Origin of the sequence: Nocardia paucivorans NBRC 100373, from assembly GCF_000308675.1 — a bacterium.
GTDB classification, from domain to species: Bacteria; Actinomycetota; Actinomycetes; order Mycobacteriales; family Mycobacteriaceae; genus Nocardia; species Nocardia paucivorans.
On the sequence record NZ_BAGE01000023.1, the window covers coordinates 1 to 13626 of the forward strand.

Consider the following 13626-nt stretch of genomic DNA (forward strand, 5'->3'; position numbering starts at 1 on the left):
CGTGGGGAGTGGCCGGGCACGATCGGGCGGGAACTGTTGGGCGACGGGGGATTCGGTTACGATCCGCTGTTCCGGCCCGACGGTGGCGCGACCAGCGCGGCACAACTGAGCCCGGCGGAGAAGGACGCCGCCTCGCATCGAGGGCGGGCACTCACCCAACTCATCCCGGCCCTCACCGCATTGGCCGACCGAAGCGCCTGACGCGCCGGAGTATCGGACCCCGTACCCGGCTCGGCCTCTTTCGGTCCGTGCGTCCTGCCCACCGTATGTGAGCCGAACCGGGTAGCGCCTTCTCCTATATGGGCGAAGCGAATTATCCGGGCAGGTGGGGAGCCAGTTGGCCGCTGATCCGTTCGGCCTCGCCGCAAAGGTTGCCTTGCGGCGCCCCACCGGCAGGTCCCACCGGAATTCGTGACCATATGAGCGCCATGCCCTGCGGTAGCGAGATACCGATATAGCATCGCTCCTGGCGTTCCGGGTCCAGGGAATCGGCGAATTTCACGGCTTCACGGGAATCGACCGTGGTTGAGCCGACCGCTTTGTAGTCCCGATAGCGCTGATCTTTCTCGAACTCGTTCAATGGGATCGGGCCATAGTAGACAGCGAGGTCGTACCAGCCCGCGGTGGACTTCCAGAAGCACCCCTGCCACCCCGCGAACTCGGCCCCGAACGGTTCCGTCATGAGCGGCTCGGTGTTCAAGCCGGAATCGGTCAGTGCCGATTTCGGTATGTCGCAGGGGTGTGCGGCTCGATTTTCACTGCCCGCGGAAGCGTTCTCGCTGCCGCAGGCCGTTGCCGACGCAACGAGGCCGATCAACGTCGCCGCGATACTTCTTCTCATACCAACCAGGTCCTTTGTGTCGGGTACTCGTCGAAATCGTCGGGCCAGTCGGTAGGACCGACGACGCCGGGGGCCTTCTTCCGTTGTGGCGGGGGCGTGGGTTCCGCTACGGGCTCGGGGATGTCCCAGGTCCAGGCATATGACGGTGAGTTCTTCAACTCCGCGACTTCCGGCGGCACGGGACGAGCCATCAGCTCTATCTCGGGCCATCGACATTCACCCGCCTCGACTCTCGCCGCATACGCCTTCAGCTCGGGCGATGCGTTGGGGATGGCAGCCAAGGCGCTCATGAGTCCTTCGTTGACCAGGATGGGATCACGCCACAGGTCCTCGAGAACGGTACGTTCGACGCGCAGGCTTGCCGTCTCCAGATCATCGGCGGCATTCAGTACCCGTCGCGCCATCGCTTCCACCTCGGGATCCAGATTCGGGTCATCGAGCATGGACATCACCGTTGTTCACGATTACTTCTCGGTGTTCCTGCGCGGTTCTCATACCGCGTCCTCCCACGGCTCGCGTCCCGATCCTGTCTCATAGGCTTCCTTCGGCCGATTCAGTGTGTTCTGCGCCTGGCTCACCATCGCGATGTCATTGATCAGCGCGGCCTTCTTGGCGGCATTGTCGATACGGTTGGGAGGAGGTCGGATATGACCCGGCCCACGGGGCCTTCCCATTTCATGGCCGCGATCTGGGACTGTGCCCACCCTTCGAATGCCAGCGCGGCCTTGCCATCCCAGTGTGGGCCGACTCGGCGCACCACCTCTTCGAGGTTGCCGCCGCAACTCTCCATGGAGTTTCCCGCGAGCTTGTACGATTCGCCGATCCGACGTAACTCGTTCCAGTTGGCGGTGATCGGTGCGAGGAGCGTCTCGAGCATGTTCACTTCACTGCCCGCCATCCTCGTAACGTTCTTCACCGCCTCGTTGACATCACCGACCACACCGGTCGTCTCCGCTATCAGATCCGCCGGCTCGGGCGGAGCGGCTGACGGTGGATCGAGCTCGATGGAGGCTCAGGGGTCGTGGACTCGACCGGAGGCGGAGGCATCCACGCGGAAGCGGCTTCGTGCGCTTCGGACGCCTTGTCGAGGTAGGGATTTCCGATCCATGCGATGCCGTTAGGGCCACCACGAGGACAACGAGCCAGCCTGCGACCTGGGCAAGCGGGGTGAAAACGCCGGATCGGTAGAGCTCGGCGAAGAACCTGCGCAACCACCTTCCGACGCGTATCCATCTCGGAAGACCGGAATGGTCTGCGAGGGTACCGTCGGGTTTCTCGTAATCCACCGTCACTCCTCGTACCGGTTCGATCGACCTCTCACTGAATCGGACGCGGATGACGCCGGCACCGGTTCCATCGGATACGTGACGCCGTCGAAGGCCCGAAGTTGCGCTCGGCGAACTATTACCAGGTTCCAGACGGTGATATGGAGCCGAACATCATCGGTAGCCCGATTGCGGATCGCATCGCCGCGGGCGGTTCGTGAGGTGGATGTGGCGGCATGGCCACCAGAGGAAGGCTGCCGAGGAGCGGTCTTCGGCTTCTCTGGTTCTGTGCCGGTGCGGTCGGTAGCAGGGCGATACCGGATGGGCTGTTGGCCGATATTGGATCGCGGTATGGTGCTTTGGACGAGTGTGCGGGGTTGTTCGCACCGGTGGCAGGAGGGGCATGCGTTCCGTGGTACGGCGATACGGTGGGGGCGCGGGTCGCGTAGCGCTCGCCGGTGTGGCTCTGTTGGGGCTGGTTGTGGGGTGTTCGTCGGAAGTGGACGGACAACCCGAAGCGCAAGGGCAGAGCACCGCAAACGGGGACACAAATGTCGAGTACAACCCGTGTACAGATCTGTCGGATGAGGCGTTGCGGGCTACGCGGGTGGATCCGGCAACCAAGGACGCCGATATCGATCCTCCGGAGGGGCCGAGCACGTGGCGCATCTGTGCGTGGGATTCGATTGACGGGCCATATTTCGTCAGCGTCGCGTCGACGACGCATAGGCAAGATGAGCTTTACAGCAACCCTGCGGTGACGGGGTTCCGGTCGGTGCAAGTAAACGAGAGGTCTGGTCTCAGTTTCTATAGCAGCTCTGACGCGGACCATCTTTCTTGTTATGTCAGTTTTCCTGCTAAGCAGGGAATGTTCAACGTGATCGTCGACTGGCGTTATGGCGAGCGTGAATCGATGCCGCAGTCGCCGCCGTGTGACCTGGCTATTCGGCATGCGCGGGAGCTCGAACCATTTCTGCCGAAGTGAGGGTCGGGATGGACGGCAATGCAGCGCGAGAAACGATGGGTCGGAACGAGGGTGAATAGGGGGTAGACCCGTGACGGATGATCAGAACGCCGATCCGCAGCTGGCTGGAATGATGCAGCATTGGCAGAATCTTCATACCCAAGCTGAAAATGGTGCACTTCGGATGGACCCAGAGCTTGGGGCTGAGCTGAAGCGCCATGTGGGCGAGTTGATCAAGCAGCTAGAAGAGCAGTTACGCCCGGCGGAAAGGCTCAAATTCGTAACGGGTTTCGGTGGTTTGAAGTCGGCGCAGGCTCTTCAGCAGAAATTCGCAAACAAGGCTGTGACAGACGATGATTCTGCCGTGAATCGTCTGAAGCAGGCGATTGATATCGCCAAGTTGATGGAAGATACCTACTCATTGGCGATTGGAAAAATTGAGGAAACAGATCAATCCACCGCCGCTGCGCTCGGTAATGCAGGGGAGCAGTAATGGTTGGGTTGAGTGAATGGATGACTTCGGTTTTCAGCGGGCCTTCCGAGGCTGCGGAGAACAAGCGGACCGACACCCAGCTGGCCGAGTCTCAAAAGACCAAATGGGACGGGGACAGGGCCATCGTGGGCGGGGAGTGGTCCGGGTTGTTGTCGGACTACCCGAATGCGCAGTTCGCACCGAAGGCGATTCAGGAACCTGATCCGTTCGAAACCATGTCGCATCAGGAGATCTATCAGGCGCTTACGGAGGTCGATCCGGGCGAAATCAATGGTCTCGCCGATGGGTGGCGAGGGCTGGCAACCGCTGTTCGGGAGGCAGATACCACGTTCACCCAGGGCATCACTGCCGCCATAGATCAATACTGGAACGGTGAATCCGCGCGGGCGGCGGTGGAGGGAACGAAGGCGTTCGCGACCGAGCTCACCGCGCTGGCGGCGAGTTTCCAGATGGTCGCACATGGATTGGACCTGATCGAGGGCCATTTGGCGCAGGCCAAGAGTTCGGTGGCCAAACCGGACAATGTGACGATCGGCGACAAGATCATCAGCGCGCTGCCGATGCAGAACATCCTCAAGGGGCCGGAGTATCGGGCCAATGAGGCGCAGGAGACGGCGCGATGGATCATGACGACGTACTACCGTCCCGGCGCGGAGGATGTGGACAGTAAAACGCCGGTTCTACCGCAGTTGAAGAACCCGGTGGAGGGCTCGAATCCCACGGACCAGCCGTGGAAACCGAGGGGGACCACCAACCCGCCGAATACGAATACGGGGAACCCGAGCAACCAGCCGGGGCCGGAGACGACCGATCAATCTTCGGAGCAGGAGACTCCAGAGAACCAGACGACTCCGCAGTCGACCACCCCGGAGTCGACCATTCCCTCCTCCACCACCACCCCCACGACGACCGGTACCCCGACCACGGAGAACCCACGGACCACCACGCCCGGTCTGACCACCGGCACTCCGAGCGTGCCGGGACCGAACACGACGGGCACACCTACGCCCGGCCGCACTGTTGCGGGCACGCCGAGTAATACGGCTGCGCCGAAGAAGACCGGCACTTCGGCGAGTAATGCGAGCCGTTCGGGGCGTATGGGGATGCCGGGTATGATGTCCCCCGGTGCTCGGGGCGGTCGGGACGATGACGAGACCGAACACAAGACCCCGGATTATCTGGTTTACGAACGTGAGAGTGAGTTGATCGGTGATATTCCGCCGGCGCTCCCGCCCGGTGGGGTGATAGGCGGTTGAGCGAGCTTCGCTGGCGGCTCGACGGCATGATGTTCACCTTGGCCGTACAGGGCTTCGGCCGCGATCGGTTGCCGTACCCGTTTCGCTACGAGCCCGAACGCCGCCATCCCCATGAACCGGTTGGATACGACGAGTATCAGCGACTGCGGACCGAGGCGCGGCGACGGCTTCGGCAGATGGCCGACGAGCGGTTGCATCATGCGCTCTCGGTTTTGCTGGAACCCGAGGTTCGGATCGAGGTCCACGGCTACTACGGGCCGAATTTCCAGCAGGTCGTTCGCATGCATGCGGGAACGAGCCGTGGCTCGGCGGCCCTGGCCATCCAACTGCCGGGGCCGACACAGGAATACGGCCGCGACATCATCCTCACCCGGCTACCGCCCGAGGCACTGCCGAAACAGATCGTGATGCATCTGCCGGCGTGTGCTCCGGGGCGGTACCGCCCGGTGCGCTCGCGGCGCTCGGATGTGGATAAGGCCGAGTACTCGCAGCATCCCACCCGGTTGTCGCCTTCCGAGGAGGTCAACCGGATCATTCGTCGTCGCCGTTCGGGGTTCGGTGAGGTGGGTGTCCTGGCCGGTCCCGCAATCGACGCGCGGCCCACGCCCGATGTGCGTGGTTTCCATTGGATGGACTACCTGCCCGAGGACGGCCGCTATATCCTGCATCACCTCCCGGACGAGGAGTTCGTCCTCACCCCCGGCCAACCGGATGAGGTGGCGCGCCAACTCCAACGACTCATCGAGACGACCCGTCGCTCACCGGCCCGGCGCTGGTAGCCCAGGTAAGGGCGATGCTCGAAGAAGGCGGGCAGCGCAATTGATGACACAGTGCGGACAGCCCCACTGAGATCGTGGGTGCGATCCCAGTGGGGTGTTCGGCTGCATCAAGGACGGTCGAATTTGCCCGAGCGAGTGTGGGATACGAATTCGTCCCATTTGTCAGGGGTGAAGATCAGGGCAGGGCCGGTCGGGTTTTTGGAGTCTCGGACGGCGACATGTCCACGGTTCAGGTGTGCGATCTCGACGCACTCCTTACCGCCTGCACTACGGCTGGACTTGATCCACGTGGCCTCGGCTAGTTCATCGTGCACGTTCGTACTCCTTTGCTTTCGCTCTCAGCAGGTTCTTGCTGTCGACGCTGTTCAGGGTTGCTCCCTGCATGGTTCGGAACGCCTTTCGATAGCGATCGACCGTGTCGGCTCTGTCGTAGTAGATGTCGCTGGTGTAGGACTCTACGTATACGGTCGCCGGTTCATGCGTCGACGGTGCGAAGTCAAGCACGATGAATGGACCGGTGGACATTCCTATCGGAAAACCGCTGGAGAACGGGAGGATTCGTACATCGATGTTCGGCGGCAGATCGGCCAGGTGCCGCAGTTGCGCGGCCATGGTCTTGCGTCCGCCGACGACCCTGTTCAGCACTGCTTCATCCAGAATCAGGCTTACCGTGGCCGGATTCCGTTTCCGGGTGATGATCTTCTGGCGGCCCAACCGCATCCGTACTCGTTTGTCGAGCTCTTCGGGTGTGTCCGTGGGAAAATAGGCCGCATCCAGAGCTCGCGAGTAGCCGGCCGTTTGGAAGAGTCCGCTGACCATGTCGGGCCGGTACATCAAGAGCGAGGATGCCATCGATTCCAAACCCACATAGAGCTCGAAATCGTCGGGGATCAGCTCCCCGTACTCGTGCCACCAGCCGCCGTTCCGAGACTCTGCGGCTGCCTCTTTGGCGAGCCCGAGCAGTAGATCCTTCTGTCCGAGCTCGTCATACAGCTCGCACAGACCGGTGATGATGTCCAGCCTGATCCGTCCCGGATACCCGGTTTCGAGCCGCTGGACGGTCCCCGACCCGCACCCGATATGACGGGCGGCTTCGGCAATGGTGAGCCCGGCTGCTTGGCGCATTTCGCGCAGGTGTCGCCCCAGTTGACGTCGCGGCACAGTATTACCGCTGCCAACAGATGCTTTGGCGGACATGAAAAGTCCCCTCCTGGAAATCGGCCGCCCCTTGCCGTGGAAGTCATTGTGGCGCAACCCTGGGCGTCGCGCTGGGGAAATGCGCAAAACCATTCGAACCGGCTATCGCCGCAGGTGGGATGGGTTCCTTCGGTGCTTGGCTGTGGCGGCATCGGGGAGCGGGTTCGTCGCTGTCCATCCGAGTACGCCCCTCGCCGTGGCGACGCATCCGGTACGGCCCTGGTGGTCGCGTCGGGTGGTGGTTCGTCCACACCGTTCCCCGGTGCGCCCGGACGGCGCATGTGGCCGAGGAGTGACCATATCGATCAGGAATCGAAAGGCTTCGCTCGAGCTACAGTGGCCGGATCCGGCTAGCGTGACCTGCGGAGATATTCCGGAGCCGAGATCGACTCCGTCTGAGACGGACGGATCGACCGGAGGTGACAGGTGGTCGAGAGCAGCGGACGGGTGGTTGTGGTGCGGCGCGTTCGCCTCCAGGCTTCCCTGGGAACTTACTCCTAAGTAAGGTTTGGATATGGCGTGGAAACCGAACCAGATACCCGATCAGAGCGGGCGCACCTTCATCATTACAGGAGCGAACGGGGGAATCGGGGCCGAGACCACCAAAGTCCTGGCGAGCAAGGGCGCGACGGTGGTCATGGCATGCCGCAATACCGATAAGGCGCAGCGGGTCGCCGACCGGATCGATGGGGATGTGCGGGTGGCCGAACTGGATCTCGCGGATCTGGCCTCGATTCGGAAGTTCGCGGCGGACACCGGTGAATTCGATGTGCTCGTCAATAACGCCGGGCTGATGAACCTGCCGTTCTCCCGCACCAAGGACGGATTCGAGACCCAGTTCGGGGTGAACCACCTCGGGCATTTCGCACTCACGGGGCTGCTGCTGGACCGTTTGAAGGATCGGGTGGTGACGCTGGCGAGTATCGCCCACCGGCAGACGCCGAAGCTGTGGATCGACGACCTCAACTACGAGAACCGTCGGTACCAGCGCAACCTGGCGTATGCGCAATCCAAGCTGTCGAATCTCATGTTCGCGCGGGAATTGCAGCGCCGTCTCGACGCGGCCGGGTCGTCCAAGCGGTCCTACGCGGTGCATCCCGGTGTCTCGGCGACCGATCTGTTCACCCGCACCGAAACCCCGCTGGACCACATTTCCAAGCCGTTCATCGCGATCGTCGGACATTCGCCCGCCAAGGCGGCGCACTCGAGTCTGTTCGCCGCCACCGAACCCAATGCCGACCCGGAGAAATATTGGGGACCGAACTGGTTGTTCGGCATGCGCGGGCCGGTGACGGCCTGTCCGTCGAGCCGGTTGTCGAAGAACACCGAGTTGCAGCGGCGGCTGTGGGAGGAATCGGAGCGTATGACCGGGATCACGTACTCGCTCTGATCGGCGTATGCCCCGGTCATGCCGGTTTCCGGGGTGCGACCTCACTCTACGGCCGTTGTAGTAGACGAGTACCGTGGTAGGCGTGTCCGCTCCGCCGCCTCGTCATGTCCATCATCGTCCGGCGTTGATCGCGCTGGTCGTCGTGGCCGCGATGACCGCGTTGGCCTTGGGCTGGTGGCAGTGGGAGCGGTTCTCCTCTGCCAGTGGGACCGCGCAGAACCTCGGCTACGCGCTGCAATGGCCGTTGTTCGCCGGGTTCGCCGTTTTCGCCTACTTCCGGTTCGTACGCATGGAGCAGGAAGCCCAGGACGGCGAAGAGGGCGAGACCGCAGTAGCGGATGCGGCAACCGACGGTATGGAGCCCGGGAAGTCCACACGGGCGGATACCGCCAAGCGCGGGAAACGGGGCGATCGGGCAAAGCCCTCGGCTCCCCGAGAAATCCCGGCGGGCTTTCTGCCCGAACGGCCGAAGGCGGTCCGGGACGAGGACCCGGTGCTCGCCGAATACAACGAATACCTGGCCCGGCTGCACGCCGCCGATATCGACGAACAGGTGCGCGCCGCGACCGAATCGATCCGACATACCGAGAGGAACGCCGGTTGACCAGCGAGAACATCACCGAGGCAAAAACCGCCCCGGCCCGATCGGCCGGCGACACCCGCCGGATCGCGGGTGCGCTCCTGCGCTACCGGGTGCTGGCCTGGGCCACCGGTATCTGGCTGCTGCTGTTGACCGGTGAGATGATCGCCCAGTACGGCTTCGGTGTCGACACCCCGAGCTGGATCGCGATCGTGCACGGCTGGGTGTACTTCGTCTACCTGATCCTCACCGCCGATCTCGCCGTCAAGGTCCGTTGGCCCATCGGGCGCACCATCGGCACACTCATCGCCGGGACCATCCCGTTCCTGTCGTTCTTCGTCGAACATCGCAATGCGGTGCAGGTGAAACGCGACTTCGGCGTCTGAGCGGCGGGTCGCGCGCTCGGTTCGCGCATACCGCGCTCGGTTCGCGCATATATCGCCTCGGCCGATGGAAACACATGGTGAAACCGCCCCGGGTCATTCGACCCGGGGCGGTTTTTTTCCAATGCTTGCGACCACAATGCTCGTCTACGTATATTCGTAAGCGAGTAAGGAGGGTGCATGGCGAAGAAGCGCAAGGTCGGCAACCTGCTGGCGTTGGCCGTGCTGTCGGTTATGACCGACCGGCCCATGCACCGCTACGAAATCGCTGCCACGCTGCGGGAACGCGGCAAGGACCGCGATATGGACATCAAATGGGGCTCGCTCTACACGGTGGTGCAGAACCTGGAGAAGGCCGGCTTCCTCGAAGTGGTCGGCAGTGAGCGGGCGGGAGCGCGACCGGAGCGGGTGATCTACCGGATCACCGAGGCCGGGCGCGCGGAATTGGTGGACTGGACCCGCGAGCTGATCGCCGAACCGGTCCCGGAACAGCGACGCTTCGTGGCCGGGCTTTCGATTCTGGGGGCGCTTTCCCCCGACGAGGTGGTCGAGCTGCTCGGCAGGCGGCTGGTCGCGCTCGACGAGCAGATCGCCGAGGCTCGGCGTGAACTCGTCGAATGCGCGCACACGCTGCCCAGGCTGTTTCTCATCGAAACGGAGTACGGGCTGGCCATGTTGAAGGCCGAGGCCGAATGGGTGCGCGCGCTGCGCGCGGAACTGGAAGCGGGAACATTTCCCGAACAGGACCGTTGGCGCGCGTGGACCACCGGCGGGATCGCGACGGCGAACGCCGAAGAGGCGAAAGGGGGAAACGTCTCGGAAGACAGCTGAGCCGATGATTTGACCGGGCTCGGCGGAGGTGCGGCAACACCACCGCCGAGTCCGGGTAACCGCCTCGGACCGTGCCCGCGCATTTCGAATCGCACACCCGGCCGCGAGTTTGGCAGACACAGGATAACCGGGTTATCGATCCGCGGGGTGGTCCGACTCGAACTGATTCGAATTCGAAACACCCGAGGAGATATATCCATGCCCGGAATCGGTTCCGCCCTGGTGATCGGCGGCGGTATCGCGGGGCCGGTCGCGGCCACCGCACTGCGGAAAGCGGGTATCGATGCCCGCGTCCACGAGGCCTATCCCGGCCCCGCGCACACCATTGGCAGCGGACTTGCCTTGGCGCCCAATGGGATAGCCGCCCTCGATCTGATCGGCGCGGGCGACGCGGTCCGCGATATCGCAATAGCGATCTCGAAAACGGCCATGCGGATCGGTGACAAGAAGATCCCCCTGCCGACTCTGACCGATGTGCCACCCATGCAGGTGGTGGATCGCGGTGAGCTGCACCGGGTTCTGCATCGACACGCCGTTGCGGAAGGTGTGCCGATGGAATACGGGAAACGACTGATCGGGGCGGAGCAGGACGAGACCGGTGTCACCGCTCGCTTCGCCGACGGCAGCACCGCCCGCGCCGATGTGCTGATCGGTTGTGACGGTATCCGTTCCACCGTCCGGCAGCTCATCGATCCCGACGCGCCCGGCCCGAACTACACCGGGATGCTGGGATTCGGCGCGCTCACCGAATGTCCGGTCGACCTCGACGAGAACACCATGGTCTTCGCCTACGGCAAACGGGCCTACTACCTGTACTGGTCGGAGGGCGACGGACGGGTGGCCTGGGGCGCGAACCTGCCGCACAAGGAATATCTGTCACTGACCGAGGCGCGGAAGATACCGGCCGAGCGGTGGCTGTCGATTCTGCGCGATGTCTACGGCGCGGACACACCGGGTGGGGAGTTGGCTCGGGCCACCCGGCCCGAAGATCTACAGATAGTCGGGGCGCTGCACATCATGCCGTCGGTGCCGCGCTGGTACCGCGATCGGATGGTCCTGGTGGGGGATGCGGTGCACGCGCCGTCCAACAGCTCCGGGCAGGGGGCCTCGCTGGCGATCGAGAGCGCGATCCAGGTGGCGCGCTGCCTGCGTGATCTGCCCACCCCCGGCGAGGCGTTCGCCGCCTACGAGCGATTGCGGCGCACTCGAGTGGAGGGGGTGGCGGCGCGCGCGGCCAGGATCAACCACAGCAAGACACCGGGGCCGGTGGCGCGGGTGGCGATGCGGACGCTCATGCCGGTGCTGGCGCGGACGGTGATGAATCCCGAGAAGACGATGGGGGCCGAACAGCGGTATCGGATCGACTGGGCGGCCCCGGTGCACACCGAACTCGTCGCGAGCGCGGTGTAGTCGGGGAGTGGGTGGGCGCCATATGTCGGCGCCCACCCACCTCACCAGGGTTTCCGTAGTTTCCGCACGAGCCGCCGCAGCGCGCCGGTCTCCGCTTCGGGGCGGTTCGCCGAGGGCTGTTGCTCGGTGGTCTCCTCGGACGAGGGCGTCGTCTCTTCGGTTGCTGCTTCCTGCGCCGGAGGCTGTTGCCCGGAGGACTTCGCCGAGGTGGACTCCGGCTCCGGTTTCGCTTCGTCGGTTGCCGATTCCGGCTGTGTCGACGACGGGGCGGAGTCGGCTGCCGCTGTGGATTCTTCCGCCTCGGCCTCTCCTGTTGCCTCGGGCGCTTTCGTCGGCTTGGTCTCTTCCGCTACCTCGGCTTTTTCCGCCGACTCGGGCTTTTCCGTCGCCTCGGATTCCGCTGTCGTCTTCGCCGCGGACTCCTCCGTCGACTCCGACTCCTCCGGGGTCGCCGCAGACTCGTCCGACGAGGCGGCGTCTTCCGACTCCTCGTCCTTGCCGGCCTCGAACGGAATCGTGTTACCGGCCGCGTCGCGGGTACCGGCCGCGGCCACAATGGCCGAGACGAGTTCGTCGCAGCTGGACCAGGTGCACGGCTCGGTGGCCTCGAGGTTGCCGATCGTGTACCAGGTGTCGGTGCCTCGATAGCGGACCAGGCCGTAGCCCTTGTCGTCGACGGCGACATCGAGCTCCCCGGAGACCGTCCCAACCTCCTGGGTCATGATCGATGTCTCGATGGGGATCTCGATGACGTCTATTTGAACTCGCCTCGTTTCACGCAGTCGTCGACCGCGGTGCGGAGCGCGGTCTGTTCGTCGGAATCAACGCTCAGGCCGTACTTTAGCTTGATTTTGATGTATCGATCGATATAACTGCACCGAAATTCTCCCGGCGGCAGATAATCCGCCGGGTCCTGGTCACCCTTGGACCGGTTGGCCGACGGATCGGAGGCGACCAGATTGACGGCGTCGTTGGCGATGCGGCGACGGGTGTCCTTGTCCAGTTTCCCGGCGCCCGAGCGCCATGCCTCGGCCAACGGAACGATGTGCTCCGCGTCCACCTTGCTCGGCTCGGTGATCCACTTGTACGGCTGAAGCTGTCCGGTCTTACGGTCCAGCACACCGTAGTGGTCGCGCCAGCCGCCGTCCTTGCCGACCTTCAGATCGCAGGTCTTCGGGTCGAGGGTCACGGTGCCGGTGGAGTCGCGCAACATCATCACCTCGCGGGTGGTGCAGCGCTGGTACTGCGCGAATTCGGGACCGAAACCGTGTTCGGGGTCGTTGTTGTCCCAGTGCGGGAACTCCTCGCGGCTGTAGCCGGCCATGGGGACCTCTTTGCCGACCGGGAGTTTCCCCAGGGCGTCGAGCACCTCTTGCGCGGAAACCGCCGAGGGGTCCGCGGTGTCGGGGGTGATGACGTTCGGGTCGGTGGGGTCTTCGAGCAGTGAGCAACCGACGGCCACGACGACGGCGATCAGAATCGAGCCGGCGGCGGCTCCGATGCGCTTGATCATCGATTATCTCCGCCCACTCGGCTCACCGGCACGAGCCGGGCGGATGATGCAGCTACGAACGCTGTGAACTTCAACGGATTTCCTTGCCGACGCGCCGAGTTGTACAAGCGTCAAACTACCGGGAACGGTTAATGGGAGGCAATCGTCGGCCGGGAGATCGATGCACCTCCCCCTGCGCCGCCGTGCCGGCGACGGCGCAGGGGGAGGGCTGTCACGAACGAGCCGGCTACCGCCCGGGGGACCGGGTGCGGGGCCGATTGTCCGGACCGGCTGCCGCTCGCAGGACGGAGCTGATGAGGGGATAGCTCCGTTCCGACGTTCGGGCCCGGGCGCGAACTCGTCGTGACGTTCATCGGCCGGATACGACGAACCGGCCACGTCTTCCGCTGTGGAACCGTAACACAGTACATACACCGAATCCGTTGGGGATTCCCAGAATTGGGAGAAATATTACGATCGGTCGGTTCGCTCGGAATCGGATTCGTTCGGCGACGGCGGTGTCGGCGCGGGCGGTGGCGCGGGCCGCCGGGCGGCCCATATCGGCGAGTAGGTCGAGTGCGGGTGCCGGGGCCACGGGTTCGGGGTGGTATTCGTCGACGCGCTCGGCCGCCCGGGAAGCGAGCCGACCGCGACAAGGGCGTCGGTGGGCCGTTCCGTGGCGTTCCTGGGGGAGTTGGCACATCTGCGTCAGGTGTGCGGTCGGTGCGAGGAGCTCGTCGGTGAA

17 protein-coding genes are annotated in these 13626 nt (G+C 64.0%); 10 read left to right on the forward strand and 7 right to left on the reverse strand.

Annotation, left to right across the window (positions count from 1 at the left end; genetic code table 11):
- The coding region (locus ON32_RS04930) for a non-canonical purine NTP pyrophosphatase (RefSeq protein WP_040789012.1) at nt 1-201 on the forward strand (201 nt) is incomplete at its 5' end.
- 112 nt (nt 202-313) lie between these two features.
- Here the strand turns inward: ON32_RS04930 and ON32_RS04935 are convergent.
- The 3 genes from ON32_RS04935 to ON32_RS29300 form a co-directional block, all read right to left on the reverse strand.
- Nucleotides 314-841, reverse strand: coding sequence for a DUF3558 family protein (locus ON32_RS04935; RefSeq protein ID WP_040789014.1), 528 nt, complete (start codon nt 839-841; stop codon nt 314-316).
- On the reverse strand, nt 838-1284 hold the full coding sequence (locus tag ON32_RS04940; protein ID WP_245550806.1) for a hypothetical protein: 447 nt from the start codon (nt 1282-1284) through the stop codon (nt 838-840). The genes ON32_RS04935 and ON32_RS04940 overlap by 4 nt, the downstream gene beginning before the upstream one ends.
- A gap of 152 nt (nt 1285-1436) precedes the next feature.
- Nucleotides 1437-1781, reverse strand: a complete 345-nt coding sequence (locus ON32_RS29300; RefSeq protein ID WP_040789018.1) for a hypothetical protein — start codon at nt 1779-1781, stop codon at nt 1437-1439.
- Between the two features lie 785 nt (nt 1782-2566).
- On the opposite strand from ON32_RS29300, the gene ON32_RS27555 reads away from it, so the two are divergent.
- The 4 genes from ON32_RS27555 (at nt 2567) to ON32_RS04960 (ending at nt 5598) form a co-directional block, all read left to right on the forward strand.
- Entirely contained in the window at nt 2567-3091 is a 525-nt protein-coding gene (locus ON32_RS27555; RefSeq protein WP_245550807.1) for a DUF3558 domain-containing protein, read from the forward strand.
- Between the two features lie 70 nt (nt 3092-3161).
- Nucleotides 3162-3563 carry a hypothetical protein gene (locus ON32_RS04950; protein ID WP_051132868.1) on the forward strand — a complete coding sequence of 134 codons (402 nt, stop codon included), beginning with the start codon at nt 3162-3164 and terminating at the stop codon, nt 3561-3563.
- 20 nt (nt 3564-3583) lie between these two features.
- Nucleotides 3584-4819: a PPE domain-containing protein gene (locus ON32_RS04955; RefSeq protein ID WP_169331589.1), complete on the forward strand. Its 1236-nt coding sequence runs from the start codon at nt 3584-3586 to the stop codon at nt 4817-4819.
- Nucleotides 4816-5598 carry an ESX secretion-associated protein EspG gene (locus ON32_RS04960; protein ID WP_040789020.1) on the forward strand — a complete coding sequence of 261 codons (783 nt, stop codon included), beginning with the start codon at nt 4816-4818 and terminating at the stop codon, nt 5596-5598. Before ON32_RS04955 ends, ON32_RS04960 begins: the two co-directional genes overlap by 4 nt.
- A 107-nt stretch (nt 5599-5705) precedes the next feature.
- Here ON32_RS04960 and ON32_RS27560 read toward each other — a convergent pair whose 3' ends face one another.
- Nucleotides 5706-5912: a DUF397 domain-containing protein gene (locus ON32_RS27560; protein ID WP_083874040.1), complete on the reverse strand. Its 207-nt coding sequence runs from the start codon at nt 5910-5912 to the stop codon at nt 5706-5708.
- A complete protein-coding gene (locus tag ON32_RS04965) occupies nt 5902-6795 on the reverse strand; it encodes a helix-turn-helix domain-containing protein (RefSeq protein WP_040789021.1) in 894 nt (297 codons plus the stop codon). The genes ON32_RS27560 and ON32_RS04965 overlap by 11 nt, the downstream gene beginning before the upstream one ends.
- A gap of 514 nt (nt 6796-7309) precedes the next feature.
- Between ON32_RS04965 and ON32_RS04970 the strand changes: the two genes are divergently transcribed.
- From ON32_RS04970 to ON32_RS04990, 5 genes are all read left to right on the forward strand, one after another.
- A complete protein-coding gene (locus tag ON32_RS04970) occupies nt 7310-8185 on the forward strand; it encodes an oxidoreductase (RefSeq protein WP_040789023.1) in 876 nt (291 codons plus the stop codon).
- A gap of 82 nt (nt 8186-8267) precedes the next feature.
- The gene (locus tag ON32_RS04975) at nt 8268-8789 is read left to right on the forward strand and encodes a glucitol operon activator (protein ID WP_040789025.1); all 522 of its coding nucleotides are present in this window, start codon (nt 8268-8270) and stop codon (nt 8787-8789) included.
- A gap of 11 nt (nt 8790-8800) precedes the next feature.
- The gene (locus ON32_RS04980) at nt 8801-9151 is read left to right on the forward strand and encodes a DUF3817 domain-containing protein (protein ID WP_051132875.1); all 351 of its coding nucleotides are present in this window, start codon (nt 8801-8803) and stop codon (nt 9149-9151) included.
- Nucleotides 9152-9328: 177 nt separating this feature from the next.
- Nucleotides 9329-9979, forward strand: coding sequence for a PadR family transcriptional regulator (locus ON32_RS04985; RefSeq protein WP_040789029.1), 651 nt, complete (start codon nt 9329-9331; stop codon nt 9977-9979).
- Nucleotides 9980-10177: 198 nt separating this feature from the next.
- Entirely contained in the window at nt 10178-11389 is a 1212-nt protein-coding gene (locus ON32_RS04990) for an FAD-dependent monooxygenase (protein ID WP_040789071.1), read from the forward strand.
- A 41-nt stretch (nt 11390-11430) separates the two neighbouring features.
- On the opposite strand, the gene ON32_RS29860 is transcribed toward ON32_RS04990, so the two are convergent.
- Both ON32_RS29860 and ON32_RS05000 read right to left on the reverse strand, forming a co-directional pair.
- Nucleotides 11431-12111: a hypothetical protein gene (locus tag ON32_RS29860; protein ID WP_245550808.1), complete on the reverse strand. Its 681-nt coding sequence runs from the start codon at nt 12109-12111 to the stop codon at nt 11431-11433.
- A 32-nt stretch (nt 12112-12143) separates the two neighbouring features.
- On the reverse strand, nt 12144-12902 hold the full coding sequence (locus ON32_RS05000; protein ID WP_040789031.1) for an HNH endonuclease family protein: 759 nt from the start codon (nt 12900-12902) through the stop codon (nt 12144-12146).
- Nucleotides 12903-13626 lie beyond the last annotated feature (724 nt).

What these genes read in the sequence shown, in the direction of transcription:
- ON32_RS04935 (WP_040789014.1), bottom strand. Translation starts at nt 841, where the DNA reads ATGAGAAGAAGTATCGCGGCGACGTTGATCGGCCTCGTTGCGTCGGCA.
- ON32_RS04940 (WP_245550806.1), bottom strand. Translation starts at nt 1,284, where the DNA reads ATGCTCGATGACCCGAATCTGGATCCCGAGGTGGAAGCGATGGCGCGA.
- ON32_RS04955 (WP_169331589.1), top strand. Translation starts at nt 3,584, where the DNA reads ATGACTTCGGTTTTCAGCGGGCCTTCCGAGGCTGCGGAGAACAAGCGG.
- ON32_RS04965 (WP_040789021.1), bottom strand. Translation starts at nt 6,795, where the DNA reads ATGTCCGCCAAAGCATCTGTTGGCAGCGGTAATACTGTGCCGCGACGT.
- ON32_RS04970 (WP_040789023.1), top strand. Translation starts at nt 7,310, where the DNA reads ATGGCGTGGAAACCGAACCAGATACCCGATCAGAGCGGGCGCACCTTC.
- ON32_RS04985 (WP_040789029.1), top strand. Translation starts at nt 9,329, where the DNA reads ATGGCGAAGAAGCGCAAGGTCGGCAACCTGCTGGCGTTGGCCGTGCTG.
- ON32_RS04990 (WP_040789071.1), top strand. Translation starts at nt 10,178, where the DNA reads ATGCCCGGAATCGGTTCCGCCCTGGTGATCGGCGGCGGTATCGCGGGG.
- ON32_RS29860 (WP_245550808.1), bottom strand. Translation starts at nt 12,111, where the DNA reads ATGACCCAGGAGGTTGGGACGGTCTCCGGGGAGCTCGATGTCGCCGTC.
- ON32_RS05000 (WP_040789031.1), bottom strand. Translation starts at nt 12,902, where the DNA reads ATGATCAAGCGCATCGGAGCCGCCGCCGGCTCGATTCTGATCGCCGTC.